This window comes from Peribacillus frigoritolerans (assembly GCF_030676415.1).
Taxonomy (GTDB): Bacteria; Bacillota; Bacilli; order Bacillales; family DSM-1321; genus Peribacillus; species Peribacillus frigoritolerans_A.
Map to the genome: position 1 here is coordinate 60,859 of NZ_JAUUTW010000024.1, position 26,783 is coordinate 87,641.

General features: G+C 36.7%; 23 protein-coding genes and 1 pseudogene. 21 read left to right on the forward strand and 3 right to left on the reverse strand.

From position 1 onward, the window contains the following. Positions 1 to 257: 257 nt before the first annotated feature. The 7 genes from Q8G36_RS20200 (at position 258) to Q8G36_RS20230 (ending at position 9,128) form a co-directional block, all read left to right on the forward strand. Entirely contained in the window at positions 258 to 1,961 is a 1,704-nt protein-coding gene (locus Q8G36_RS20200; protein ID WP_305161610.1) for a glycosyltransferase, read from the forward strand. After that, complete coding sequence (locus Q8G36_RS20205) at positions 1,948 to 3,129, forward strand: hypothetical protein (RefSeq protein WP_305161611.1); 1,182 nt, start codon at positions 1,948 to 1,950, stop codon at positions 3,127 to 3,129. The genes Q8G36_RS20200 and Q8G36_RS20205 overlap by 14 nt, the downstream gene beginning before the upstream one ends. A gap of 396 nt (positions 3,130 to 3,525) precedes the next feature. Next, the gene (locus tag Q8G36_RS20210; protein ID WP_305161612.1) at positions 3,526 to 4,551 is read left to right on the forward strand and encodes an NAD-dependent epimerase; all 1,026 of its coding nucleotides are present in this window, start codon (positions 3,526 to 3,528) and stop codon (positions 4,549 to 4,551) included. A 473-nt stretch (positions 4,552 to 5,024) separates the two neighbouring features. Further along, positions 5,025 to 5,363 carry a hypothetical protein gene (locus Q8G36_RS20215; RefSeq protein ID WP_305161613.1) on the forward strand — a complete coding sequence of 113 codons (339 nt, stop codon included), beginning with the start codon at positions 5,025 to 5,027 and terminating at the stop codon, positions 5,361 to 5,363. Continuing rightward, on the forward strand, positions 5,360 to 6,526 hold the full coding sequence (locus Q8G36_RS20220) for a glycosyltransferase (RefSeq protein ID WP_305161614.1): 1,167 nt from the start codon (positions 5,360 to 5,362) through the stop codon (positions 6,524 to 6,526). Before Q8G36_RS20215 ends, Q8G36_RS20220 begins: the two co-directional genes overlap by 4 nt. 93 nt (positions 6,527 to 6,619) lie before the next feature. Continuing rightward, positions 6,620 to 7,075: an NUDIX hydrolase gene (locus Q8G36_RS20225; protein WP_305161615.1), complete on the forward strand. Its 456-nt coding sequence runs from the start codon at positions 6,620 to 6,622 to the stop codon at positions 7,073 to 7,075. Positions 7,076 to 7,397: 322 nt separating this feature from the next. Beyond that, positions 7,398 to 9,128 carry a phospho-sugar mutase gene (locus Q8G36_RS20230; protein ID WP_305161616.1) on the forward strand — a complete coding sequence of 577 codons (1,731 nt, stop codon included), beginning with the start codon at positions 7,398 to 7,400 and terminating at the stop codon, positions 9,126 to 9,128. Between the two features lie 1,003 nt (positions 9,129 to 10,131). Here the strand turns inward: Q8G36_RS20230 and Q8G36_RS20235 are convergent. After that, a pseudogene (locus Q8G36_RS20235) lies at positions 10,132 to 10,483 on the reverse strand (IS110 family transposase); the annotation flags it as partial. Between the two features lie 240 nt (positions 10,484 to 10,723). On the opposite strand from Q8G36_RS20235, the gene Q8G36_RS20240 reads away from it, so the two are divergent. The 5 genes from Q8G36_RS20240 to Q8G36_RS20260 all read left to right on the forward strand — a co-directional run bounded on the left by Q8G36_RS20240 (position 10,724) and on the right by Q8G36_RS20260 (position 13,969). Beyond that, positions 10,724 to 11,110 (forward strand): DUF192 domain-containing protein, encoded by a 387-nt coding sequence (locus Q8G36_RS20240; protein ID WP_305161617.1) that lies wholly within the window; start codon positions 10,724 to 10,726, stop codon positions 11,108 to 11,110. 230 nt (positions 11,111 to 11,340) lie between these two features. Continuing rightward, complete coding sequence (locus Q8G36_RS20245; RefSeq protein ID WP_305161618.1) at positions 11,341 to 11,793, forward strand: hypothetical protein; 453 nt, start codon at positions 11,341 to 11,343, stop codon at positions 11,791 to 11,793. A 374-nt stretch (positions 11,794 to 12,167) separates the two neighbouring features. Beyond that, entirely contained in the window at positions 12,168 to 12,332 is a 165-nt protein-coding gene (locus Q8G36_RS20250) for a hypothetical protein (RefSeq protein WP_305161619.1), read from the forward strand. A gap of 1,017 nt (positions 12,333 to 13,349) precedes the next feature. Beyond that, positions 13,350 to 13,748 carry a hypothetical protein gene (locus Q8G36_RS20255; RefSeq protein ID WP_305161620.1) on the forward strand — a complete coding sequence of 133 codons (399 nt, stop codon included), beginning with the start codon at positions 13,350 to 13,352 and terminating at the stop codon, positions 13,746 to 13,748. 56 nt (positions 13,749 to 13,804) lie between these two features. Further along, positions 13,805 to 13,969: an aminotransferase class III-fold pyridoxal phosphate-dependent enzyme gene (locus Q8G36_RS20260; protein ID WP_305161636.1), complete on the forward strand. Its 165-nt coding sequence runs from the start codon at positions 13,805 to 13,807 to the stop codon at positions 13,967 to 13,969. Positions 13,970 to 14,518: 549 nt separating this feature from the next. On the opposite strand, the gene Q8G36_RS20265 is transcribed toward Q8G36_RS20260, so the two are convergent. Further along, entirely contained in the window at positions 14,519 to 15,709 is a 1,191-nt protein-coding gene (locus Q8G36_RS20265; RefSeq protein ID WP_305161621.1) for an MFS transporter, read from the reverse strand. A 517-nt stretch (positions 15,710 to 16,226) separates the two neighbouring features. On the opposite strand from Q8G36_RS20265, the gene Q8G36_RS20270 reads away from it, so the two are divergent. From Q8G36_RS20270 to speD, 6 genes are all read left to right on the forward strand, one after another. Next, a complete protein-coding gene (locus Q8G36_RS20270; protein WP_305161622.1) occupies positions 16,227 to 17,402 on the forward strand; it encodes an acyl-CoA dehydrogenase family protein in 1,176 nt (391 codons plus the stop codon). 207 nt (positions 17,403 to 17,609) lie between these two features. Further along, positions 17,610 to 18,755, forward strand: coding sequence for a betaine/proline/choline family ABC transporter ATP-binding protein (locus Q8G36_RS20275; protein WP_305161623.1), 1,146 nt, complete (start codon positions 17,610 to 17,612; stop codon positions 18,753 to 18,755). Positions 18,756 to 18,767: 12 nt separating this feature from the next. Continuing rightward, complete coding sequence (locus Q8G36_RS20280) at positions 18,768 to 19,421, forward strand: ABC transporter permease (protein ID WP_305161624.1); 654 nt, start codon at positions 18,768 to 18,770, stop codon at positions 19,419 to 19,421. A gap of 11 nt (positions 19,422 to 19,432) precedes the next feature. Continuing rightward, positions 19,433 to 20,350 (forward strand): osmoprotectant ABC transporter substrate-binding protein, encoded by a 918-nt coding sequence (locus Q8G36_RS20285; RefSeq protein ID WP_305161625.1) that lies wholly within the window; start codon positions 19,433 to 19,435, stop codon positions 20,348 to 20,350. 17 nt (positions 20,351 to 20,367) lie between these two features. Continuing rightward, positions 20,368 to 21,030 carry an ABC transporter permease gene (locus Q8G36_RS20290; protein ID WP_305161626.1) on the forward strand — a complete coding sequence of 221 codons (663 nt, stop codon included), beginning with the start codon at positions 20,368 to 20,370 and terminating at the stop codon, positions 21,028 to 21,030. A 174-nt stretch (positions 21,031 to 21,204) separates the two neighbouring features. After that, positions 21,205 to 22,041, forward strand: coding sequence for an adenosylmethionine decarboxylase (gene speD / locus Q8G36_RS20295; protein WP_305161627.1), 837 nt, complete (start codon positions 21,205 to 21,207; stop codon positions 22,039 to 22,041). A gap of 25 nt (positions 22,042 to 22,066) precedes the next feature. Here the strand turns inward: speD and Q8G36_RS20300 are convergent, their stop codons facing one another. After that, positions 22,067 to 23,092, reverse strand: coding sequence for a YeiH family protein (locus Q8G36_RS20300; protein WP_305161637.1), 1,026 nt, complete (start codon positions 23,090 to 23,092; stop codon positions 22,067 to 22,069). Positions 23,093 to 23,225: 133 nt separating this feature from the next. Here Q8G36_RS20300 and Q8G36_RS20305 point away from each other — a divergent pair, with 133 nt between their 5' ends. The 3 genes from Q8G36_RS20305 (at position 23,226) to Q8G36_RS20315 (ending at position 26,294) form a co-directional block, all read left to right on the forward strand. Continuing rightward, on the forward strand, positions 23,226 to 24,116 hold the full coding sequence (locus Q8G36_RS20305; RefSeq protein ID WP_305161628.1) for a selenium metabolism-associated LysR family transcriptional regulator: 891 nt from the start codon (positions 23,226 to 23,228) through the stop codon (positions 24,114 to 24,116). Positions 24,117 to 24,365: 249 nt separating this feature from the next. Continuing rightward, positions 24,366 to 25,271: a hypothetical protein gene (locus Q8G36_RS20310; RefSeq protein WP_305161629.1), complete on the forward strand. Its 906-nt coding sequence runs from the start codon at positions 24,366 to 24,368 to the stop codon at positions 25,269 to 25,271. A 396-nt stretch (positions 25,272 to 25,667) separates the two neighbouring features. Further along, a complete protein-coding gene (locus Q8G36_RS20315) occupies positions 25,668 to 26,294 on the forward strand; it encodes a metal-dependent hydrolase (protein WP_305161630.1) in 627 nt (208 codons plus the stop codon). The last annotated feature ends 489 nt before the right edge of the window (positions 26,295 to 26,783 follow it).

The window sequence follows — 26,783 nt, forward strand, 5'->3', positions numbered from 1 at the left end:
TATTTCTTTAAATAGTAGAAAAATCTTCATCGACCACCATAGATCAACGTCAACTATTAACATGTTGTATTATTATCATTGTTTGCAAATAATCTTGTGTCATAGCACTTACTTCAATCCCCATTAGGCAAACGCATACTCCCTGCCATTTAGCTTTACTTTATGTTATTAGTCCATGCGTACCTATAGAGTCCTGCATAATATACTTGAAAAGATCCAGGAAATTTGCGTACTATGCTTGAAAGGAGAACATTTATTTGCACACAGTTATGCATTTAAATTTAAGAGTTGACCCGACCCAATATATCTCACAGATTCGAGAAGTTCCTGATTATGATTATATTCATATGGTACGACAACCTAAGTATATGATAGATCTTTCCCTCTTGAATGAGAAGGTTCATTATCTCAATGAAATTTTCTCACCAAAAGAATATGTGAAAAGAAATAATATCTCCCTCTTACATGCTCACCATGGTCAATTAGGGATGTTATTACTTCCTTTTAAAGAGGAAACAAACCTTCCGTTGGTAACAAGTATAAGAGGCAGGGATGCAACCCTAGCTAATCAGCCCATTGGCTATTTAGATAACATGAAAATGCTATTTGATCGAGGTGAGCGTTTCTTTCCAGTTTGTAATTATTTGGCAGATAGGTTAATTGCTTGGGGGTGTCCTTCAGAAAAAATCAGGGTGCTTTATGGGGGCGTTGACCTTAACGAATTCAAATACCGGACTCCACATAAAGAGGGCTCTCAAAACATTTTATCCATCGGTAGGTTGGTGGAAAAAAAAGGACACCACATCTTAATGCAAGCTTTTCAAAAAATCAGAGGTGAATTTCCTAATGCAACCCTGACGATCATCGGAAGGGGGGAGCTTGAAGAATATCTCATTTCTTTGGCAAATCAACTTAATTTAGGGGACTCTTTTCGTTTATTAAATCATCTCCCTAAAGATCAAGTACGAGAACAAATGACCAATGCAGATATATTTTGCGCCGCGAGCTTAGAAGCTGCCGATGGAGATGTAGAAGGTATACCTAATACATTAAAAGAAGCTATGGCGATTGGGGTACCAGTGATTTCGACCAATCATGCCGGCATCCCTGAATTAATTACAAATAACAAAGAGGGGGTTTTAGTACAAGAAAACAATGTAGATGAACTGGCAGATGCTCTGGAATTTATGCTATCTAACAGAGAAATATGGGAAACATATACAGTAGCGGCTCGTCAAAAAGTCGAACAAAACTTTAACCTCGCCCAACAGCTTCAACAACAAGCTGAATTTTATGAAGAACTTGTAGCCCTTTATAAAGTAAGTAAACAATATTCCGAAACACCTCGCCAAATAGATAAAAAAACCCTTAAGGAGACTCCACAGCCACAACAGCAAGGTAAGTATGAAGGAGAAACAATAGCGCCTAGAAAAAAAGCCGATTTAGCCAAAAAAGCCCTTATTTATATGCAACAGCTCCAAAAGCTTCAAGAGCTTCAAGAGCTTCAAGAGCTTCAAGAGCTTCAAGAGCTTCAAGAGCTTCAAGAGCTTCAAGAGCTTCAAGAGCTTCCACAGCTTCCACAGCTTCAGCAGCTTCAACAGTTACAACAGCTACAACAGCTACAACAGCTACAACAGCTTCAACAACTTCAACAGCTACAACAGCTACAACAGCTACAACAGCTTCAAGAGCTTCCACAGCTTCAGCAGCTACAACAGTTTCAACAGCTTCAACAGCAGACTAAAGATAAAGTCAAAGATGAACTTGTAGCATCTAATAAAAATGACAAAAAAGCTAAAATTCAACAGAAGGATAAAGGTAATGATGAAAAAATAGCATCTCGTAAAAAAGAAAAAAAGGCTCAAAAATCAGAAAAAGTCAAAAAGGCCCTTAATAAAATTCAACAATTTCAACAGAAGGCCATAGATGGGCAGTTAGGAGGAGATCATGGAGGATTTTAAAACCATTACTGTAACCAAAGGTGAAAAATCTTTGGAAATTCACAATCCCACTACCTATTCGCTGATTGGAATGGGTGCTCAAGGTGCAGTATTTAAACTTTCAGAAGATAAATGTGTAAAAATCTATTCAGACCCATTACAAGCGAAAATGGAGGAAGAAGCTCTTAAAGCTGGGAAACATCTACCCTTTATGCCTTTGGTATATGATACAGGACCAAACTATATAGTCATGGAATATTTTAATGCTCCAACCTTAAAAGAATATCTGAGAAATTGTACGTATATCCCTGATTCTATAGTAAAGAAACTTCTCTATATATTAAAGGAATTAAAACAAGCAAAATTCACCATGATAGATGCCCCCCTACGCCATATTTTTGTCGTTGGTAATGAGGAACTTAAGGTGATTGACCATGTAAATTCCTTTAAAAGGATGCACCCTGTACCATTAAAATTATTAAGAGATTTAAAAATAATCCTTTTAAAGGACTCCTTCTTAGCCCAAGTGAAAAAGCTCGAACCGGACACCTTCAATGAGTGGGAGGATTATTTCAATCAAAATAGTTTGGACTTTAGAAATATTCCCGTCCTCTCAGGAGGGTCAGGGAGTGGAGTGAAAGTGGATAGCGCTATAACACAAACACTCATTGGAAAAGGGCATCAAGGTGCTGTTTATCGAGTGTCTGAAGACACATGCGTCAAACTTTACGGAAAAACTGAACATGCAAAACAGGAAAAAATGGTTCTTTTAGCAAGTCAAGACTTGCCTTTTATCCCGAAAGTCATTGAAACAGGACCAAATTATATTTTAATGGAATATCTATTAGGACCAGATTTAAATACGTTTCTTAAAAAACAACCGGTACTATCTGAGGACATAACAAAACGATTACTTTATATATTAAAAACAATGGAAAAATCAGGTTTCAAACAAATTGATGCCCCATTACGGCATATTATCATAACCAGGAATGGTTTTAAATTAGTCGACCATGTGTACTCGTTTTCACGTGAACAAAAAAGGCCTCTCGAGTTATTTAAAGACCTGCGAGAAAGAAATTTTTTAGATTCTTTTTTGGAACAAGTGAAGGCGATAGATCCTGGTACGTATGCCGAATGGACAAAAACACCAATCCCATTAACTGAAAATGATAATACGCTTGTATAGTCAAAGTTATGTAACTTGAACCTAACGAAAAAATGCAAAAAAGTTTTACGCCTAAGAATGAGCATTATTAAAACCTATGATTTCGCATTCAACGGCTTTCAAGATCATTTTGGCTTAAACTTCATACGTACGTGCTAGTTCACAGCGGATATAAGAGTGGAAAACTCATAAGGCTTAAAGTGAAAAAGGATAGCATGTCATTGGTGGATTACGAATAAAACGTAAGTCTCTCTCCCCAATGAAGATGTTGAGTTTGCCTCCTCTTTATATCCGTCATAATGAATATTGTTCTGTTGGCGTAAAGGATCGAAAGTATCAATGTATAAATGATGCTTACTCAGTGTTCCGAAAAGGTGTCAAAATCCAATTGTAAAAGAAAGGATTGGAATTAATGCTATGAACATTTTAGTAACAGGGGCTGCAGGATTCATTGGTTTCCATTTAACAAAACGTTTGTTAGCCCTAGATATCAATGTTATAGGAGTAGACAATATTAATGAGTATTATGATGTTTTTTTAAAAAACAATCGACTCAAGATATTAGAAGAAAACCCTGATTTTGAATTCCATAAAATGGATTTGTCAAATAAAGAAAAATTAAATCAATTATTTAAAGACAGAACCATTGATATAGTCATCAACTTAGCAGCTCAGGCTGGAGTACGTTATAGCATAGACAACCCGGATTCTTATGTTAATTCCAACCTAGTCGGGTTTGTAAATATCTTGGAAGTCTGTCGACAAAATAATGTAAAGCACTTAATTTATGCATCCTCTAGTTCGGTATATGGAGCAAATACTAAAATCCCCTTCTCAACCAAAGATCCAGTGGATCATCCAGTAAGTTTATATGCTGCCACTAAAAAGTCTAATGAATTAATGGCTCATACTTATAGTCATTTATATAATATTCCAACCACAGGACTCCGTTTCTTTACGGTGTATGGTCCATGGGGGAGACCTGATATGGCTTATTACTCTTTTACTAAAAATATTATTGAAGAGAATACAATAAAGGTTTTTAATAATGGAGATATGAGAAGAGACTTCACTTATATTGATGATATTGTTGAAGGAATAATCCGATTACTTGATAAACCACCGGTTTATAATATTGGATGGGATAGAGCTAACCCTGATTCAAGTTCAAGCTATGCCCCATACAAAATTTATAATATCGGTAACAATAAGCCCATAAAATTAATGGATTTCATTAACACATTAGAGAAACTAATTGGCAAAAAGGCAAAAATAGAATTCTTACCAATGCAACCGGGAGATGTTAAGGAGACATATGCAGATATTGCCGATTTGCATGCTGATGTGGGGTTCCATCCTTCAACAACAATTGAAGAAGGGTTAACTCATTTTGTAAATTGGTACATTAAGTACAATAAAAAAAGAAGTAGTGAATTTTACTAAGTGGGATATTAGTGGATAAAAAATAATGATGGAATCTCTGCTTCAGTCAGTAAGATTAGAAAATATCATTCACCTCAACTTGTTAATGATAACAAAAAATGAGGTAATGGCGTCAGGCCTTGAGGAAATATAACACGGCATTGGTGAAGTTTCAATAAAGTTGAAATCCATTAAACGATCCACCTTCAAATTTAGCTGTCATTGACACCATTTATTTTTTCTTATTTAGAAAAAATAAATCCAATATCGATCTATCTCTATCAATTTGTTTTCCCATAAATATTTTCTAAATTTCAGCATTTCATTAATGGCATCTGTTATTTGACCTTTCATCACTAACTCCAAGTTCAATATAATTAAAAATTTAATGAGTAAAAACCCAAAATAAATAAAAAGTGATAGGTAAATGGGTAAATTCATGCAAGCAAAAAGATTAATTAAAAATTTGTAAGTTTATAAAAGGAGAAACTAATTTGAACCCTAAAAATATGAAAACTCTATTGGAAGTTCTTAAGGAGTATAATTTGTCAGATTTTCTCATGATGTCCCTTACACGTAATTATACAAAAGATCCTCTATTCAAATTAAACCCTCTGCTTGAAAACTACTTTAAAGTTTGTTCTGAAGACATACCATACAAAGACATTTATAAAGCTGATTCTATGTTCCCTCATGAATTTCACAAGCAAATGAAACAAATTGTAGAACAAGGAAAAATAAAAAAATCAGGCCATTATCAAGAACTATCAGTTTTAGCAGAACGCCAGAAGAGCAAATATGAATTTCTTGAAAAAGGGACTGAGGTGGGATGAAAACCATTGCTTATTTTGTAAGTGAAAACATTAAAACACATCAACGTTTTATATATAATCAAATCGTAAAAGTAAGTAACTATCGCTCAATCGTAATCGGCCCATTCGACAATACCAACCATACAGAATTTCCCTTTGAAAACTACTATAATTTAAATGAGATTAAAAATCTAGAAAATTTCTTCGAAGAACAAGATATCATAGCCATTCATGCTCATCACGGAAAACATGGACAAGAAATTTTGCCTGTTTGTGAAAAATATAATATCCCATTGATTGTTAGCATTAGAGGACGTGATGGTTCTGACAGACCAGAAATTTTCAAAAAAAATGCTAAGCGATATTCATCATTAATTAAACATGGTGCACACTTTTTTCCTGTTTGCCAATATCTTGCAGAAGGATTAAGAAGTTTAGGAATTCCGGATGAAAAAATTCATGTGTTATATGGTGGAATCGAATTAGATCTTTTCCCCTATTCTACCCCCACTCTTCCTAAAGAAGGCGAAATAAGAGTTTTATCTGTAGGCAGACTTGTAGACAAAAAAGGATTTGATACTCTTATAAAAGCATTTAAACGGATTTATACACAATATCCAAATGCGAGATTGCATATTATTGGAGCAGGTGAAGATGAGAAAAAAATTAAATCGGTCATTACAGAATATTACCTTAAAGATGTAGTGATTCTTAGAGGAGCTATGGATTCAAAACAAGTTTCGAACGAATTAAAAAAAGCTCATATTTTTTGTCTTGCAAGTCAGACAGCTAAAAATGGTGATATCGAAGGCATCCCTAATGCCTTAAAAGAAGCAATGGCTAGCGGCTTACCTGTCGTTTCCACTCAACACGCGGGAATCCCTGAATTAATTGAACACCAGAGAACAGGATATCTAGCTCCAGAAAAAAATGATATTGAATTAGCGAAAGGCATACAATTCTTTTTAGAACATCCAGAGATTTGGAACGACTATACGGAAAGAGCACGGAAAGTCATTGAAGAAAAATTTGATGTCAATAAACAAATTATGGAGCAACAAAGATTATATTCTCTCGTAAATACAACGAAAACAGAAACGGAAACAGAAACAGAAACAGAAACAGAAACGGAAACAGAAACAGAAACAGAAACGAAAAAGAAAAAAAAGAAAAAGAAAAAATAAATCTAGTAAGGGAAATTAAAAAACAAAATTTATCATTACGAAAAAACAAGCTGGATACCCAATAGTTATCATTTAAGCAGAAAGGGGAGTGGCATGGGCTATATTGAAGATTTACGCAAGCTTGTGGGAACAAGGCCAGTCATTTTAACAGGGGCAAAAGTATTAGTATTTAATCCACTTGGGCAGATTTTATTACAATTTCGAACAGATGCAAAAGTATGGGGATTACCAGGGGGACTTATGGAGTTAGGTGAATCATTAGAGGAAACAGCATTGCGTGAAGTAAAAGAAGAAACAGGTTTAACGATTGGTCGATTACAATTTCTAAAAGTTTTATCAGGCGTAAACTATTTTATTCACTTACCAAATGGAGATCAATTCTATTCTGTTAACGCTTTTTATACAACAAATGAAATTATCGAAGGAACCTTGAAACCTGATGGTAAAGAAGGAAGTGCTGTACAATTCTTTCCAATAAATCAGCTGCCAAAAGATATGGATCCCGATATCAAAAAAGAAATTTATAATTATTCAAGATTTCGCCATTGAATTTTTTAAGAAACCAGCCGTATTTTCGCTCTTCTTCCAAAGAAATAATGAAGCATAAATGACGTACTTTCCAAAGTATTGGTTGGGAATATGAATAAATCGTAACCAACAACTTTGGAGGGAGGTCATTTGGCGATTTTACAACTCCGTTGTAGGATGAAGAACCACTAAAGGAAGATAAAATGATATCATAATGGATGTTTTAGGAACAATGGCTTTTAGATTTATACTCAATTGATCGCCTACAATGTGTACTAAGATCAAAGAGAAAAGAAATGCCAAACAAAGCAAAAACATACAGGCTGGAAGGAGCTGTATTTTCATGGACTGGAAGTCTTTAAATACTATTTGGACAAGTCACCCCAATTTAGATAATGAAATCCGTTTAATGCTTGAAGAAATGAAGGATGATGAAATAGCACTTGAAGACGCCTTTTATAAAAATTTGGAATTCGGGACAGGTGGTATGCGAGGGGAAATTGGTCCAGGTACGAATAGGATGAACATTTATACCGTGCGAAAAGCGACTGTAGGACTTGCTGAGTATATTCAATCGTTTGGAAACGAGGCAAAATCCAGAGGAGTCGTAATTGCTTACGATTCAAGACATAAGTCTCCAGAATTTGCATTGGAAGCAGCCAAGACTTTGGCAACAAAGGGAATTAAAGCTTATTTATTTGATGAATTACGCCCTACCCCACAGCTCTCTTTTTCCGTACGTAAGCTGAGTGCATTTGCCGGTATCGTCATTACAGCAAGCCATAATCCGCCTGAATATAATGGGTATAAAGTGTACGGATCAGACGGGGCACAGCTACCTCCTGAAGCGGCGGATCAAGTCATTAATTACGTGAACGCGATTGAAAGTGAGCTTACCATTGTAGTGGAGGAAGAAGAAATCCTAAAGGACAGAGGGCTCATTCAAATCATTGGAGAAGAGCTGGATACTGCTTATAATGAGCATTTGCTCACTATTCCGGAAGATCCAAAGTTAGCAGATGAAATCGATGTAAAGCTCGTGTTTACACCGCTTCATGGTACAGCCAATAAATCTGTAAAACGTGCTTTGCATGATCTAGGATATCGAAATGTCCATATTGTTAAAGAACAGGAAATGCCCAATGCTAACTTTCCTACTGTTAAATCGCCTAATCCAGAGGAACATGCTGCTTTTGAATTGGCCATCGCGCTTGGAAACCGTGTTGACGCTGATTTATTGATTGCCACCGATCCGGATGCGGATAGACTTGGAATTAGCGTGAAGAATAATGCTGGAGATTATGTCGTATTAACTGGTAACCAAACAGGCGCTCTCTTTTTGGATTATTTAATTTCACAAAAACAAAAGAAAGGGACCCTTCCTGAAAATGGAGTCGTATTGAAGACCATCGTGACTTCAGAAATAGGACGGGCGATTTCTGAGCAAAATGGTTTAAAAACCGTAGATGTTTTAACTGGATTTAAATTCATTGCTGAAAAAATAAATGAATACCACAAAAGTGGAGAACATTCTTTCCTGTTTGGCTATGAAGAAAGTTATGGATATCTAATCAAAGATTTTGCTCGAGATAAGGATGCCATACAGGCTACTATTCTGGCAGTGGAAGTCTGTGCCTATTACAAAAAGCAAGGCAAGACGATGTACGAAGGTTTACTGGATGTTTTCGATAAATATGGATATTACTTGGAAGGTTTACGATCGTTGACTTTAAAAGGAATTGAAGGTGCCAGACAAATTCAAGCGATTCTCAATGAATTCCGGGAAAATCCACCAGATCAAATCTCTGGTCATCAAGTAGTGGTTCAAGAGGATTATCTCAGCAGGAAAAAATACATGTTTGGGGCAAATAGGGAAGAGGACATCAAGCTCCCAAAATCGAACGTATTGAAATACTTTCTTGACGATGGCACATGGGTATGTGTACGACCTTCAGGAACAGAACCTAAAATTAAATTTTATTTCGGTGTTCAAGGAAGCTCGATGAAGGAAGCTAAAGGGAAATTATCCACCGTGATGAAAGACTTTATGAGAAGTATCAATAAAATGCTTTAAAGAAGGACTCTCATTCAGAGGATATTCGTAAAAAACTAGGGTCAGCATTCATTATGTAAAGAAATGCGGACCCTTTTTTGTCTATCGATAGATTAGTACTGCTTTCTAAATCTAGCACCAAGCTTTTCGGAGTCATAAATACCCTTCTTAGTAATCAAGATTTACGGTAGGTCGTCTTAAGCCTTTCGAGGCTGAACAGGGTACTTATTCAAACATGAGTTGGGTATGAGGGTGTGTGTGTTAAGTAGCGGGGGCTAATGCTGGATATTTATTACTAATCGACACTAATTGGAATATTGAGCATATAATATACTATCCAATCCAATTCTCCACCCCCCTATGATAGTAGCCTTGCTGATACCGTATGACGTTACGTAGTACAGTTGTACAGGCCCTAGGATGGGCCTTATGAAAGGTGCTAAATAGGGAGGTTTTTTAAAAGGGTCCTTATTGGCGCACATGTCGAGACCATCCTAAATGAGAAATGTCAAATAAGAAAAGAACCTTAAAAGATGAAGTCTTAAAAAGTAAAACTAGAACATTTTACATAATACGTATAATCGAACATTCAATCAAAAGAAATACTCATATTTAACTATGGCATAGTAATGTTATAAAGATATATTTTATATAGCGTGGATACCCCGAACTGGTTCCTTACGGTGGCTCTAATTCATCTTCAATAACATTTTCCCGGGGACTTGCCGAAATTACTAAAGGAACTGGAGTAACCGTTAGCTCAGTCCTTCCAGGTCTACTTGGACAGCAGGTTTTGCTCAATTCATTACAGGCCGGAAGAAGAAGGGGGAAACTATTAAAAGTAATGTTTTATTCCTATGAAACCATTGTTCAAACCTCATAGGCCCATCAAATGGATATCGTTTAGCATCCTATATGGTTGAAATAAAAACCGGCTGGGTATAAAGTGAACCCTTCATCAGTGGAAAAGAGGACTTTGTTGTATAGGAGTAATTAGGAAAGGTGGTGTAACGGGTGCTGTGGTCGCATGAAGCATGTCCTTTGATGAAACGCCCATAATATCAGGTACGACAGAGCCTAATTTGATATTTGCACCTTCAAGCACCTTTTGAATTTTTGATAATGCTGTCTAGCTCGTTCTTCAATTATACTTTGCGATATCGAACAAGCTCACGCAATTCTCGCTGATTTCGATCAGGGATAAAGCTTGCCTTCTACAAACCATGACGAAGAAGTTGAGCAATCCACCCAGCATCTTTGACATCTATTTTTTGGACCTGGGACAGCTTTCAATGTTGTGCATTAACAACTAAAAATTTCTTTTCTTCAGCTTCAATTAAGTTCATGATATGCTTCCAAAACACACCTGTACTTTTATATATTGTTGCTGTGATTATTGTATTAAATTTAATACGGCAGAATAAGTATTAGAATGAAAGTGGAGCTTGCTTAGTTATTTTTTTCATCTTGTATTCGTTTTATCACCAACTTTCTTCCTTTTCATTATTAGGGAATAGACGTTTTTTCGAAAAAAGAAAATTTCAATCTCATGAACTTCTTTTAAAAAGACATCAAATTTCTTTCCTGCTTATAATAATCCTCGAAGGTGAGTGAACATGAAAAATAGAATAAAAACAAGAATGATAAAAATACTCAGTGGAAACAAGCAAACTAGATTAACCGTTCAAGTTGCAGATACTCAAAGAAAAAGAGACAAGGGTTTAATGTTTGTTGAGAAATTACCCGAAAATGAGGGGATGTTATTTGTGTTTTCAGAAGAAATATATGGTGGCTTTTGGATGAAAAACACATTAATTCCTTTATCTATTGCTTTTCTTGATTCAGATGGGGAAATTCTAAAAATACTTGATATGAAGCCTTGTAAAGAGGATATATGCCCTACCTATGATCCAGGACTTTCTTATCATTATGCAATTGAAGTGAATCTTGGATGGTTTGAAAAGAATAAAATCAAAGAAGGGGATTATGTAAAGTTTGATTGAATTCATATCACCTCACCTCTAGTTCTTAGAGGTGAGTTTTTTAATGGATATTTTTGTTAATGCTACTAAAAAGATGTGAAGAATTGTACTTAAACTATAGGTGCTTTACTTCATTACCAGGAGCAGCTCAGCAGCTCCTTTTCTTATACAACTAGAGAGGCAGGTTACTTGAAGAAGGACTATCTATATTTAGATCATAATGAGGGTAAAATAAGCGTAAGAGGTGTTAGATGAAACAATTTGTTTTGGGCATATTCATTATCTTAACTTTTGTTATTTCTCCGTTACAAACAAATGCAACAACTATGCCTTGTAGTATGGTATTGGAACCAATTGATAAAATGCTTACAAATTCAAAGGGAACAGCATTGGTTTATGAAGTGCAGTTACGCCCACCAAGTTTTGCACGAACTAATGTAAGTATTCTGGGGGTACACCTTCCAGAACCAGCTTCTTATGGGAATTACGATAGCTATGAAGGTTTTGTTTTTATACCAGACGAAATTAGTTGGCGTTTCAGACTTTATCCTTCTCCAGAAAAAGATAGTCCAACTTGGGCTGGAAGATTTGATGAAATTACAGCGGAAATGGAAAATGTAGAAGTGCAGGTGCGTCTTTCTAATTCAAAAACTGAAAAGTTGGGACCCAGTATCTTAAGAAGTAATATCAAATATTGTAAGTAGCCATGGAACTAACGGGTGCTTTCGTATTATAAGGTCGACCAGTATTTTTACTGGTCGACCTTTTTTTAATAGAATCTATTATATCAGTAGCCAGGGTAGGACGTACGGGTGCGTGGGGCATCTCCAACTGCAAGTAAACGAACAGGATTAGTATTTTTCATTTGGTCAATAACCTCAATAGTAGTCTTCTTTTTTGTCAATTCTTTGAAGCTGTAATCTCTCAAATAGAAGATACCGTGAAGTAAACTGTCCTCCCCCTACTTGTAGCAACATGTTTGAGGCTGGTTGGGGTGTAGATCTTGTATAACAAGCGAAGCTGTGACACTGCATGGAGGACTAAGGGTACTGGTTAGTAAGTAGAAGAGGAAAAAACAATGAATCCAATTGCTGGTCTGGATATGGCAAAAGGAGAGAGCCAAGTTCAGGCTTCTTTAGATCAATCTAAACCGTATGGGAAGTGCTTTTCAATGAAGCATATTAAAGAGGAATTAGATCATTTTTTAGATTATCTAAAAGAGATTGAAGAGGTGACAGGGTAGAAACCTATGGTCATTTTAGAATCTACAGGGCATTTTCCCACTATTCAGTTCCTGGAGGAACAAGGGATTCTAAATATCTTTCTATATCAGATTATTTTTTATCAGGCAAAGAAGCCCCTTTTTATGGAAGGTAAAAACAGACGCTATCGATGGGTATCAGTTGTGTGTGCTGTATTTTTATAAAGAGGATTTTGAAACTCATAAAATTAGAGGAATACAGCTTTTAGTCCTTCTGATTTTGTAAAGGTTTTTGGGAATCTATATTCGATGGTTTCTTTATTGTTGTTAAAGGAATGTCCTACTTCAGAGGCCGTATGTACAGCTGGAGAAAGTAGACTACCAGAGAGTGTTATTGAGTTCTGTCCTAGCTAATCGGGGAAATGGGCATAAGAACTCTTCCCCGCAATCGATAAAAGTAATTATTTAGCCTATTTATAAATGGTAACTTCAGATCCGCCATATTTGCCGCTTAATCTTTTACCGAATTATCCGAGTAAAGATCTACAATAGTCTACTTGAATTTATCATTATTTTTTTACCTGTTTTCCTTCCTTCCAAGATGGACACATCCACTCAAAAACCATTTTAAAGATTTTACTAATACGAACATATAGATAAAAAGAATTAATATTAAAAACTTATATAATTCGTAAGAAGGTGCTTGGCAGCGGGTAGCTAGGCATCTATTTTTCCGAGGCAGTTAAAACAAAAATAAGAAAAAAATGCTAAAAAAGATTGACAATGATAATTATTATCATATAAAAAACTAACTGAAAATGATTATCAATTTCAGTTAGTCCTCTTATAAACTCCTATTGCATGTCAATAAAAGGAATTTCGAAATTAAAAAGGCGAAAATATTGAATAAACAGTTTTGGAACAGGAAGAAAAATTAAAAAATAAGTCAATCTTAACAGAATGGGCGGTAACTCTGACAAAAACAGTCTGACTGCCAAAAAGCTAAGATTATAGAAGAATTCAAAAAAAAAACTGAATGTGAGTGAAGGAGGAACACCTATGAATAAAAATTTTATAATATTAGAGCTATTTCAGCATCAAGTAAGCTGCTGCTGTCCGGGGCAAAAGCATCAACATATAATTGAGTTTCTTCAAGGTGATGTTTGGGCAATTACAAACGAACGGAAGTACGTTGATTGCCTAGGATGGCACTCTTTAATAGTTGTCAACAACGAGTTTCAGTTTTTTATGCAAGTGGAAGATATTGAGGAACTGTATTCCAAGGGTAGCATTTGCTCCATTTTGGATTTGAACCTAAAAATGAACCATTTGAGCTTTAAAGTAAACGAAGCACTCGATGCACATGATAGGGAGTCATTTATTTCATTTGCCAATGAACTGAGCAACGTACAGAAAATAAAAAATAAAATGAACTCTGGAGATGTACATGCTTTTTAAGAAAACAGGGCAATTTCATGAACATATAAAATAAAAACAATAAATCGTTCGAGAAAATTGAACATTCTACGAAAACGTTTCTTCATGGATATACTTACAGTGGTCATCCAACTGCATGTGCTGTCGCTTTAAGAAATATCCAAGTTATTGAAGAAGAAAATTTGATTGAAAATGCTAGATTGATGGGTGAGGAGATGTTGAAGGGATTTAAGTGGATGTAACAAGAACAAAATATTGTTGGAGAAGTACGGGGACTAGGATTATTAGGAGCAATTGAATTAGGAAAAGTTAAGAGTACAAATGAAAGGTATAATAACCCTCTAGCTCCTTTGGTTGTTAAAGAAGCTGCAAAAAGAGGATTAATGTTTAGATCGGTTATTTTTGAAGGCCAAGATAACCTGCTGCTAAATTGAAGAAATAAAGAAAATGAAATTATTGGGTTTATATCTTAATGATGGGATTTTTTGATTAACTAGGTGGGACCGTACCGTATGTAAATGAAGTTTTTTAATGTATTTTCAAGGAACAAAAATTCGATTCTTAGATCAATATTTCCTTTAATAACAATGATCTTGATAAGTTCTTTTGCAATTGTCCGCTTGATTTTTTAAGGTAAGCACCTATAACTATTTTATAAAGAAGTATCAAGAACAACTCAACGTTTTTGATACTTCTTTCTTCAATTTTATTTGAAGGATTAGCTGTAATCTCGTTTATTATGCCATTGGAGGTACCATAGGAAGCATACCCAGTCGCTCGTAGCTGCTCTCTTATGCTGGTTTCTTTTGTTTTTGGTCTAAGCGATGACTTAGGAAAGTTAGAAGACTTGCAAAGATAGCAACCAGCCCACCTACCAATGTCACACTCATCAAATTTCCCTGATGGTAAACAATTCCGCCTAATGCGGAACCAAAGGCGATACCGACATTGCTTGCTACTGGCATCAGTGAAGCAGCTAGTCCTGTAGCTTTTGGTTGATAAATAACGGCAAGGTCTATCAAATAAAGCTGGGTAGAAGTTGTTAAAAGGATGGCCATTAATGACATCAAGCTAATATTAACCAATCCAAAGATAAAATTATCTGTCGTCCAATATAAACTGAATAGAACAATTGCTTGCACGAGAAAAACAAACCGGAGGCGTCCGATAGCATTGTAGCTGGCAATTTTACCAGCGAGTATGTTGCTGAAAATGGAAATAAATCCATAGCCAAACAAGATCAAACTGATTGAACTACTTGGTGCTTCCATTCCTTTCAGGATCGGAACAAGATACGTATAAACGGCATACGTTGCTCCGAATCCAAGCGATGGAATGAAAAAAGCCATTAAGATTCGTGGGTGTATTAACAAAGAAAATTGCTCACGCATTGAACTGCGAAATGTACTGTGCATGGTAGGCAAAATGAAGAAAGATGCCAAAAACGCAATTCCACCGAGAAAAGTCGTTAACAGGAAGGTTGCATTCCAGTCGTACCAATCAGCGATGACAGTGCCTATTGGTACTCCAATCACGTTTGCAAGAGTAAAACCTCCGAAAACGAATGATATAGCAAGTCCACGTTTTGCGATGGGTATGGTTTCGCTTGCAACAATCATGGCAAGAGAAATTAAAACTCCTGTTACGATCGCCGTCATCATCCGAAGTGCAAGGAGCATGATGTAGCTCGTCGAAATCACGCACAAAGCATTCAGGATGATGAATGAAGCTATCAAAAACAACATCCATTTACGCTTTGGAAAATGGCTTGTTGCCGACATCACGAGTGGTGTGGCAATGGCAAACGTAATCGCAAACGCAGAAACGAGTGTACCTGCTTTTGCATTTGTTATATGGAGACTCGAGGAAATATCGGTTAAGATCCCGATGATAACAAATTCGCTTGTCCCGAGAACAAATGTTAATAAAGTAAGTGTGAAGATGAGTAGCCAATGTCGTTTGGTTAATTCTGTGGCGTGCATAAATACCTCTTTTCTTAGTTGAATGTAAATGTGTCACAGGGTAGATAAACAATCTAATTATCATACCATAAAACATTTTTACGAGGAAAACCCTTGCTTAGTTATCGTTGATTATTTCTTGCTAAAAAGCTTGTACCTGAATCATTCACTAATTTTACCGTAACCTGTTTTGGTATAAAACAAAAAAAGAATCCAAAACGGATTAATGAAGAAAAGCATAAGGGTAATAAAAGAAGTTTTGTTAAATTAATACCAATTATATTCCATGAATAACCTCGACAGAATATATGATAAAACCATATCCAAAGCAGTTAAGTAATAATCAAATAATTTAAAGTGGTAAAAAATAGATTTATAAAAGGGAATTCAATACTTTTGTTGAACATGAATATTGTGGAACATTTTAACTGTTTTATATTCGCTATTGTAACCGTTTACATCAAGGCGTTTAACCTATTTAACTTGATCATGGTAGTGGATTATAAGTACAAAATCATTAGCGAATGGAGGTTAGTCCATGGTTAGCACGATGGCGATCAATAAGGATGATTCCCGCTCCTTCCTAACGGAAGAACACTTATTATTTAAACAATCAATTCGTGAATTTCTCGCCAAGAAGGCTGTCCCATTTTATGATCAATGGGAAAAAGAGGGGGGAATACCTTGCTCATTTTGGAAAAAGGTTGGAGATAATGGATTTTTATGTCCATGGCTTGATTTGGAATTCGGTGGAATAGGAGCAGATTTTGGATATTCTGTTGTGCTGGCAGAGGAATTGGAAATGGTTGGATCAGCCTTAGGGGGAATATCAATTCATTCTGATGTTGTAGCCCCTTATATTGCTTCATTCGGAACAATAGATCAAAAACAAAGATATTTACCAAAGTTCATTACAGGAGAAATGATTTCTGCCTTTGCATTGACAGAGCCGGGAATGAGTTCGGAATTAGCGGATATTCAAACCACAGCCATCAAGAGAGATGGATATTATATTGTCAATGGAGCCAAAACATTTGTCACAAATGGCTTTAAAGCTGACTTCATGATAGTGGCATGCAAAACTGATTTTAATGCTGTTCCTTCCCAGGAAGGAATCAGTTTGCTGCTCATTGATAAAGATACGCCAGGGTTTTCACGGGGAAGAAAGCTTGGTAAAGCAGGACAGGGAAGTTCAGACACAGCCGATCTTTTTTTCGATGATGCTTTAGTACCTGTTGGAAACCTCCTTGGTGAGGAAGGGAAGGGTCTTTCATATATCATGCAAAAACTGCAGCAGGAAAGATTAATGTGTGCGATCAGGTCTTTAATGGCAGCGAAAGACATGCTTCACTTAACGATGAATTTTATAAAAGGACGAAAAGCATTTGATATGAAAATAAGTAAATTTAAAAATGCACAGTTTACCATTGCTGAAATAGCGACAGATGTTCATCTGGGAAGAACGTTTGTTGATGGTTTGATCGATAAACATATGACTGGGGAGCATATCATAACTGAAGTATCGATGGCTAAATATTGGATAACGGAGATGTCTAAGCGAATATCTGAAAAGTGCATGCAGTTACATGATGGATACGGATATATGGGTGACGATAAAGTTGCCCGGCGTCATCGGGACATTTCTTTGTCAACAAACTTTACAGGGACAGATGAAACCGTAAAAATCCTGATTGCTAAAAATATCGGGTTTTAATTCATCTTTAATACTATAAATCTATCAACTGCCTCAATAAAATGGGGTAGTTTTTTTATCCCATTTTTTCAATATAATTACAACGAACTAGTTTTTAAAATAAAAAGGTTTATACAGTGTACTTTATGGGTACAAGAGACTGTGCATATGAAAAATTAATATATTTGTAAAATTTGTAATTGTATGCGAATGATGGAGGTGCTTGTTATGTTAAAAATCGAAAATGTATCGAAAATCTATAAGGGAGGAAAGAAAGCTGTAAAGAATATATCATTGGATATAAAAAAAGGGGAGTTCATTTGCTTCATTGGTCCGAGTGGATGCGGTAAGACAACGACAATGAAAATGATTAACCGTCTTATCGAACCATCTGAAGGCAAGATACTTATTAATGGTGAAAATATTATGGATAAAGATCCAGTCGAGCTAAGAAGACAGATCGGGTACGTTATCCAGCAAATCGGACTTTTCCCTCACATGACGATTCTTGAAAATATCACCCTCGTTCCAAAACTTCTTAAATGGAATGAACAGAAGAAAAAAGAACGTGCACTCGAATTGCTTCAGCTTGTCGATATGGGACCCGAATACCTGGAAAGGTATCCCTACGAATTGAGCGGCGGGCAGCAACAAAGGATAGGCGTTCTCAGAGCACTTGCTTCCAATCCTCCACTCATTTTAATGGATGAACCTTTTGGCGCACTAGATCCAATCACCCGCGATGCCCTTCAGGAGGAATTTAAAAATCTGCAGCGCACACTTGATAAAACAATCGTTTTTGTTACCCATGATATGGATGAAGCCATTAAGCTAGCCGACAGGATCGTCATCTTAAAGGCTGGAGAAATTGTCCAAGTGGGAACTCAGGATGAAATCCTCAGAAACCCAGCCAATGAGTTTGTGGAAGAATTCATCGGCAAAGATCGTTTGCTTCAAACAAGACCCAATGTTGAGCTGGTTGAACAAATCATGAGTCGAAATCCAATATCCATTACAGAGGAAAAATCCCTTACCGATGCTATTACGATAATGCGCGAGAAAAGGGTCGATTCTTTACTTGTGGTCGATGAGCAAAATGTTTTGAAAGGGTTCGTAGATGTTGAAACGATCAGTGAATATCGAAAAAAAGCTAAATTTATCAGTGAAGTCATCAATACTGAAATCTATTCAGTGAAACAGGATACTTTAATCCGCGATTCCGTTCAAAAGATTTTAAAACGAGGTTTCAAATACGTGCCGGTAGTTGATCAGAATAAACATTTGGTCGGAATTGTCACTAGGGCTACATTGGTCGACATCGTATATGACAGCATATGGGGAGAAGAAGAAAATCAATTGGCAGAAATGTTCTAGGAGGTGTATGAGATGGAAACAATGCTCGATTTTTTACAAACGAACTGGCAAGAATTGATTTATAAGGCGGGGGAGCACTTATATATATCCATGATCGCTGTTTTCCTTGGAATAATAGTTGCCGTACCAATGGGCATTTTGTTGACCCGGATGAAAAGGAGCGCTTCGATCATAATCGGAATTGCAAACATTATGCAGACACTGCCGAGCCTTGCAGTCCTAGCCTTTTTCATTCCTTTCCTCGGAGTTGGGAAAACACCCGCAATTATTGCGTTATTTTTCTATTCTGTTTTACCCATACTCAGGAATACATACACAGGCATCAAAGGCGTAAATGAAAACCTGCTGGAATCCGGCCGCGGCATCGGGATGACAAGCTGGGAGAGAATTCGTCTGGTTGAATTTCCGCTTGCACTTTCCGTCATTATGGCCGGTATCCGAACGGCTTCCGTCTATTTAATTGGATGGGCCACCTTAGCTTCCTTTATTGGAGGCGGGGGTCTTGGAGATTACATTTTTATCGGTTTGAATTTATATCAAACAGAATATATCATCGCAGGTGCAGTTCCGGTAATCATCATGGCTATCCTGGTGGATTATGTATTCTCGATCATTGAACGAAAAGTCGTACCAAAAGGATTGAAAGGTATGAAGGAAGTTGCTTGAGGAGGATTACCATGTATAAAAAAATAAGAAGTACAATTTTCATAGCCCTTTTAGTTTGTTCATTAATGATCACCGGCTGTTCCTTGCCTGGTTTAGGGTCATCTTCTGAAACTACTGTAAAGATCGGTGCTCAAAGCATGACCGAATCCGAAATCCTGGCGAACATGATCGCTCAACTCCTTGAAAGGAATACGGAACTTGATACGAAAATCATCAAAAATCTAGGTTCGAATTTCGTTCAGCAAAAAGCGATGGAGACCGGTGATATAGATATAGCCGCAACTCGATATACAGGGACTGATTTAACGAGTGTCCTGGGACAGGAAATCGAAAAGGATCCAGTAAAGGCGATGGAAATTGTTCAAAGGGAATTCAAAGAACAATATGGGTTCAAATTTTTTGATTCTTACGGATTCGATAACACGTATGCATTTACGATTTCAAACGAATTGGCAGAGGAAAAAGGGTATCAGAAAATATCGGATCTGGAAAAGGATGCAGATAGTTTAAGGTTAGGTGTAGATAGTGCTTGGCTGAAAAGAAAAGGGGATGGTTATAAAGGGTTCGTCGATAGATATGGATTGGAATTTGGGGAAACTTATCCGATGCAGATTGGCTTGGTATACGATGCAGTTAAAAATGGTCAGATGGATATTGTCCTTGCATACTCATCAGATGGACGGATTAAGGTTAATGATTTGAAGCTTTTAGAAGATGATAAACAATATTTCCCTCCATATGACTGTTCACCGGTCGTTACTGAAGAATTATTGGATCGATATCCTGAAATTGAAGATGAGCTTAACAGGTTAATTGGCGAAATCACTACTGAAACCATGCAGGAACTGAACTATGAAGTTGATGGGAACTTGAAGGAGCCATCGGTCGTAGCAACGGAATTCCTTAAAGCACATAAATATTTTGAATAAATGGGAGGTGCAAACTAATGGAAACCTTGCAACAGCTGGGAACTTATTATTCCCAAAATTGGATGTATGTACTTACTGAATTTTACCGCCACTTTTTGATGTCTGTTTATGGAGTTTTATTTGCAGCAATTGTAGCTATCCCGATAGGCATTTTCATCGCGAAACATAAGAAATTGAGTAATTGGGTATTTTCGATAACGAATGTCATACAAACCACACCAGCATTGGCTATGCTCGCACTCCTTATGCTAGTGATGGGGTTAGGAACAAATACGGTAATCTTATCATTGTTTTTATATTCCTTACTGCCAATCCTGAGGAACACTTATGTCGGAATTACAAGTATAGAGCATGCCTATTTAGAATCTGGCAAGGCAATGGGAATGACTAAGCTCCAGTTACTGAGAATGGTCGAACTGCCATTATCGCTGTCTGTCATCATGGCTGGCTTACGTACAGCGCTTGTGGTTGCAATTGGAGTGACTGCTGTCGGTACATTCGTAGGCGCAGGCGGACTGGGGGATATCATTGTCAGGGGAACGAATGCTTCAAATGGGACGGCAATCATACTTGCAGGAGCAATCCCGACGGCATTGATGGCCATTCTCTCAGATCTTTTACTCGGATGGCTGGAACGAATTCTTTCGCCGATAAAAAAGAAAAAAATTCATACTGCCTAAAATAAATCAAGATAATAAAAGAGCCATTGCATGTTTAATGCAATGGCTTTTCCTTGGCCAGAAATGACAATTATCAATTAGAAGTTAGAAGCTTAGACTGGCAGACTTAGTTTTTTATTTCAGAAAAAGGGTAACTATAAGGGTAGTCCTAAAAAAATATAAGGGGAATCAATCATGAAACTTACACCAGAGCAGCGTATTGAACTTCATGGCTTTAATAATCTTACGAAATCTTTAAGCTTTAATATGTATGATATTTGTTACACAAAAACCAGGGAAGAGAGGGAGGCCTACCTGGATTATATCGATGAACAATATAATGCAGAAAGGCTTTCGAAGATCTTGCACAACGTTTCTGATTTAATAGGGGCACATGTTTTAAATACGGCGAAACAGGATTATGTTCCCCAAGGCGCCAGTGTAACCATTCTTGTTTCAGAAGGTCCTGTCGTCGAAGTACCTACGGGAACTTATGAGGAATCACCTGGGCCTTTACCTGATAATGTGGTCATGCAACTGGATAAAAGCCATATTACCGTACATACATATCCTGAATACCATCCAAATGAAGGCATTAGCACATTCAGGGCCGATATCGATGTTTCTACTTGTGGAGAAATATCACCTCTTAAAGCCCTTAATTATCTCATTCATTCCTTCGATACCGACATTATCACGATTGATTACCGTGTAAGAGGCTTTACGAGAGATAAAGATGGTCGGAAATTGTTCATTGATCACGATATTAATTCCATTCAAAACTATATTCCTGATGAAGTAAAAGGTTTATATGACATGATTGATGTGAATGTATACCAAGAAAATATATTCCATACAAAATGTAAGCTGAAAAGATTCGATATTAATAATTACTTATTCGGTTATTCAGAAGAAAAGCTGAATAAAGAGGAAAGGCAAGAAATTATAGAAAGGCTTCAAACGGAAATGGATGAAATTTTTTATGGTGCCAATGTTCCACATCCAATAGAAAAAAACAAGCATGCCGATTAAGGGGATGCTTGTTTTAATTGAAAAGTTAATTTAAATGTAAAACCTGAACCAATACATACCCAAGACAAGTCAATAATATAGAGCCAATCAGTCCAGCTATAAAAGGTTTACCGCCATATTTTCTAAATGTTACAAGGTCAATATTCAATCCTAGTCCTGCCATGGACATTGCCATGAGGATATAGGAGAGCATAACAAGTTTATCGGCTACTGGTTCAGGAACTGCACCAATAGAGTAAAGGGCACTCATTAATAAAAATCCAAAAATAAACCACGGTATCTGAATGGACTTCCAGGAAAATTTCTTTCCGGTAACTGTTGATCGTTCTTTCCAATTCATGATCAATCCAATTAAAATGGCAACGGGAATGAGCAGGGCCACCCTAGTCAATTTGATCACCACTGCCAAGTCGACTGCCTCATTTCCCCCTGGTGCTGCTGCAGCGATGACGTGAGCAATTTCATGGAGTGTCGCACCCGAAAAAATACCATATCCTTGATCGGATAACTCCAATAATGGATATAGGATCGTATATCCGAAAGTGAAGGTTGTACCTAAAACAGCAACCGTCGCTACAGCTATTGCTGTATCTTTTTCTTTTGCTTTTATTTGGGAGGAAATTGCCAGGATTGCGGCAGCTCCACAAATTCCCGTTCCGCAAGCTGTCAATATGCCTAGCTTTTTCTCAACTTTAAATAGACGGGTCAATCCATAAACTACCAATAAGGCAAATGCCAGACTAATGGCACCAACTGCAAATGTTTTCGGACCGGCATTAATAATATCCTTTAGGTTCAAGCGCATTCCCAATAAGATAATGCCCACTCTCAAAAGGACTTTACTTGAATAATTTGTGCCTGCAACGGCGTAAGCTGGGACGCCAATTATCGATTTCCAAACAACACCAATCAGTATCGCAATGACTAACTGTCCCATTATATGAAGGAATGGAAGCTCTGCTAAGTATTTTGCTGCAATGGCAATTAGCAAAGTCAATGCTATTCCTTTTGTAAATCCAAGTTTTTTAGTTTCAACGTTTGTTTGTTCCAGTGTGATCACTCCATCTATGTTGATGCTTTAACTTTAAAACTTAATTAAAGATAAGTGAAATATATTTTTGCTATTTCAATGATTACTATTACTTATGATAAAATGAAAGGCATAGGTAAATAGGGAGGTAACCATGGATCCGTTAAAAGTATTCGTAACCGTAATCGAACAGAAAAACTTTTCAAGAGCAGGGGACATTCTGAACCTGTCGCAGCCAGGAGTCAGTCTTCACATAAGAAATCTGGAAAATGAGTTAGGAACGAAATTAATTTATCGTTCTCCCAAACAAGTTCAAATAACAGAGCCGGGAAAAATTTTGTATAGACATGCTAAGCAAATGCTTAATCATTATGAGACAGCAAAAAGAGAAATAAATGAATTTAATAACGTGGTTAGCGGAACGATGAAAATAGGTGCAAGCTTCACGATAGGGGAATACTACCTACCCAAAGTATTAGCAGAATTTGCGGCTCAATATCCGATGGTGGACATACAAATCATCATCTCGAATTCAAATGAAGTCATTCAAGGAATACGTTCGAATAAGCTTGATATAGGCTTGATTGAAGGTGAAACGGATTATAAAGATATAGATGTCAGACCATTCATGAATGACGAGATGATAGTTGTCGTCCCCCCGGATCATCCACTTTCACAGATGGATCTCATCGAGGGCACTTTGCTCCAAAACCAAACATGGGTACTAAGGGAGCAAGGATCGGGAACACGTACATATTCCGATAAACTTCAGAGCAGTCTGGAGTTAAACATAAAGAAAACCTTTATTTTCACCAGTATCCAAGGAGTGAAAGAAGCGGTGATGGCTGGGCTTGGCATTGCCCTTTTATCCCGATTGACTGTACAAAAAGAATTGAAGTCCAATGAATTGAAAACCTTTCATTTGAAAAATGAACCCATTATAAGACCTTTTTCGATCGTGAAAAAGTTGGACTTCGAAGCATCAAAAGCCATGGGTTTGTTTTTAAGGAAGGTCGAAGAATTTGCGATAAAAGGGCCGTCCTAAATAAAACTCCTAAACATAAACAATTGCTCATCCTTTCATTTTCAATGAGGAGGTTGGGCATTTTTAACGACGAAATATTTTTAATTTTAATGAAAACGTCGAAAGTATTTTGGAATATGTCAATGATAAAACGAATTTTACGTATTTTCACATAATTGCATACATATAAATTAAATAGGTAGTCTCCAGGAAGTTCTAAGTCCCTGTAGACTTTTCCTGATATGAATAATCTTAAAAGGAGCAACCACATTGGCTATAGAGGAGCAGAAAGATAAACGGGTTTCTGTTTTCGACAGGATTATAGGATTCATGCCAAAATTTTATGTGATTGGAACCATATTAATTTTTGTTTATACACTAGTTGCGATGGCTCATTTAGGTATCCAAACTTTGAAAAAGCCAGAGGAAACAGTTGAACCTGTCACCCCTGTTTCTCAGGGCTTTGAACATACATTGATATCGTTAATCATCGAACCGATCGTAACTTCTGAATTTTATCAAATCATCTTTAATACGTTATTTCTTTACCTTGTTTGGATATTGCTTTTCCTATTAGCACCGATTGCTTTTTACCGTTTAAAACACTTTAAATTTTTTAATATCGAAATTGAAATTGAAAAACAAGATGCAGCCGTTTATGAAGTATTCAGCATGAGCAGTTCAAAAATGAAATTCGCAGCGTATCTAACATCCGAGGAATATCAATTGGAGATATCAGAGGAAATTGCCAACAGCAAGGACTTTAAAGCACCCTTAATCTATACATTGGACTGTGCCGTGGATTTTTATTCAGATCAATTAGGACTTTCATTTACCTATGATATCTATACCCTGAACCAGTTCAAAAAAGCAAAGCTGCCTAAATCCATCAAAGCGATGCTTGATAAGTCCATTCAAACCGGCGATCCGTGCATTACGAATAAAAGCAATAGCGATAGTGAATATTACAAGAATTTTCTTCTCCATTATTTCGAAAACATGGACGGGAAATTCGTCACTGTCTTAAATAGTTATCAAACTGAATTCGATACATTCGATAAATCATTGATTAAGATCCTGCAAAACGTCATATACGATTACTATTTACAATATAACTATATTTACGAAGCGAGCGAGAAGTTGGAAAAGAATGAAGCGATTTCCGATAATAATTAAAAAAACCACCCTACAAGTGGTTATTTTTTTTGGAAAGGTGATTGTTAATTATATTTTGAACAATTTCATTATTCCCAATGAGCTCAGACGAGTTATTGACATGCTGTTCCCGAAAATCCATGTTCTTTATTTTCTTAGACTTTTTCCCTTTTTTAAAATTATTGAAGGCATTTAAAAAAGCTATCTGAATCACTCCCCTTATAGATTAGTATATTCATATGATGGATAAAATTTCATGAAAAACCTCAATTTACAGAAAAATATTTTGCGGGTTTAAGGCTTTTTATAAGAAATAAAGAAATTTCCACCAAAATGTTGTATAGTTAGAATGAGAGATTCGAACAAACATTCGTTTCTGGAGAGTAAATTACTTCTTAGAGGGACAGGAGAGAGACAGTGAACGGTACAGCACATATGGCATTAGGGGCATCAGTAGGATTCCTGACGGCAAACACACTTCAAACAGATCCAACCACCACTTTATTCTTGGTTGGCATTGGCGGCGTTTCAGGCCTTATGCCCGATATGGATATTGATGGGAAGTTAAGTAATAGGATTACTTTTTCACATAAGTTTATCCGAACGATAGCACAAACGATTGGAATTTTAATGATCATTTATAGTCTTTTGGAAGGCTCTGATACGGAAAAGTGGATCGGTGTAGGGGCAGGAATCGGAATCATCATTATTTCATCATTCATTACACAAAGGCATATGCTGACTTTGACTGGATTAGCGGTTTTAGGCGGCGGTTTATCTATGCAGGAAAGCTGGCTGTGGCTGTTAGGCGTTTATATTATCCTAGCATCCTTTACACCACATAGAAGTTATACCCATTCGATTGCAGGTATCGCTTTCTTTGGTATCATTGCCTTTCAATTCGAAGCCTTTATGGGGATTGACGGAGTTTTCGCTACTTGTTTATTAGGTTACATAAGTCATTTAATTGCAGATATGAAATGTTTACCTTTTAATAAACGTGGGGTAAAGTTATTTCTTCCATTTTTCTCAAAAGAATTTTGACAGTGGTTTTCTTACCGCTTTTCAGGCTGTAGACATTTAGAGAAGAACCCAGTTTACCTCAATTTTTTCTTTTAAAAAAGTCCATCTGATTTCAGAAATCCGCTCCCTTTCCGCCGACTGTCTGCCAAGCCACATCAAAGCAAGCGGCTGTGGGGGTCTCGGCAGACAGTTATTCGGCAGGAGTGTCATACGCTAAAACCAATAATAGTTATTGGAAGCCAAAGTATATTGGTGCGAAACGTATATAATATAATAGAAGAAAATGAACCTTAATATTAAAAAACTAAGAGACTTAATGAAGTCTCTTTCAGTTTGTAGACAAAAGGGGTTCGGAATTAAAAAATTCTGAACCCCTTTTGAATTTCCCTTTGAATTTTCGCCTAAAGTTAAGAGATTGGGGCTCTACGAGCCCACTATGTTAGGCCATTTTTGGACCTCGCCATGTCCAATTGGCCATCTTCTTTAAATTAATGGCAGCGAAAGTAAGCA

Excerpts from the sequence above, each read along its gene's own strand:
- Q8G36_RS20285 (WP_305161625.1), top strand. The coding sequence starts at position 19,433 with ATGTATAAAAAAATAAGAAGTACAATTTTCATAGCCCTTTTAGTTTGT.
- Q8G36_RS20230 (WP_305161616.1), top strand. The coding sequence starts at position 7,398 with ATGGACTGGAAGTCTTTAAATACTATTTGGACAAGTCACCCCAATTTA.
- Q8G36_RS20265 (WP_305161621.1), bottom strand. The coding sequence starts at position 15,709 with ATGCACGCCACAGAATTAACCAAACGACATTGGCTACTCATCTTCACA.
- speD (WP_305161627.1), top strand. The coding sequence starts at position 21,205 with ATGAAACTTACACCAGAGCAGCGTATTGAACTTCATGGCTTTAATAAT.
- Q8G36_RS20245 (WP_305161618.1), top strand. The coding sequence starts at position 11,341 with ATGAAACAATTTGTTTTGGGCATATTCATTATCTTAACTTTTGTTATT.
- Q8G36_RS20205 (WP_305161611.1), top strand. The coding sequence starts at position 1,948 with ATGGAGGATTTTAAAACCATTACTGTAACCAAAGGTGAAAAATCTTTG.
- Q8G36_RS20305 (WP_305161628.1), top strand. The coding sequence starts at position 23,226 with ATGGATCCGTTAAAAGTATTCGTAACCGTAATCGAACAGAAAAACTTT.
- Q8G36_RS20210 (WP_305161612.1), top strand. The coding sequence starts at position 3,526 with ATGAACATTTTAGTAACAGGGGCTGCAGGATTCATTGGTTTCCATTTA.
- Q8G36_RS20280 (WP_305161624.1), top strand. The coding sequence starts at position 18,768 with ATGGAAACAATGCTCGATTTTTTACAAACGAACTGGCAAGAATTGATT.
- Q8G36_RS20240 (WP_305161617.1), top strand. The coding sequence starts at position 10,724 with ATGAAAAATAGAATAAAAACAAGAATGATAAAAATACTCAGTGGAAAC.
- Q8G36_RS20250 (WP_305161619.1), top strand. The coding sequence starts at position 12,168 with ATGAATCCAATTGCTGGTCTGGATATGGCAAAAGGAGAGAGCCAAGTT.
- Q8G36_RS20225 (WP_305161615.1), top strand. The coding sequence starts at position 6,620 with ATGGGCTATATTGAAGATTTACGCAAGCTTGTGGGAACAAGGCCAGTC.
- Q8G36_RS20270 (WP_305161622.1), top strand. The coding sequence starts at position 16,227 with ATGGTTAGCACGATGGCGATCAATAAGGATGATTCCCGCTCCTTCCTA.
- Q8G36_RS20220 (WP_305161614.1), top strand. The coding sequence starts at position 5,360 with ATGAAAACCATTGCTTATTTTGTAAGTGAAAACATTAAAACACATCAA.
- Q8G36_RS20275 (WP_305161623.1), top strand. The coding sequence starts at position 17,610 with ATGTTAAAAATCGAAAATGTATCGAAAATCTATAAGGGAGGAAAGAAA.
- Q8G36_RS20290 (WP_305161626.1), top strand. The coding sequence starts at position 20,368 with ATGGAAACCTTGCAACAGCTGGGAACTTATTATTCCCAAAATTGGATG.
- Q8G36_RS20255 (WP_305161620.1), top strand. The coding sequence starts at position 13,350 with ATGAATAAAAATTTTATAATATTAGAGCTATTTCAGCATCAAGTAAGC.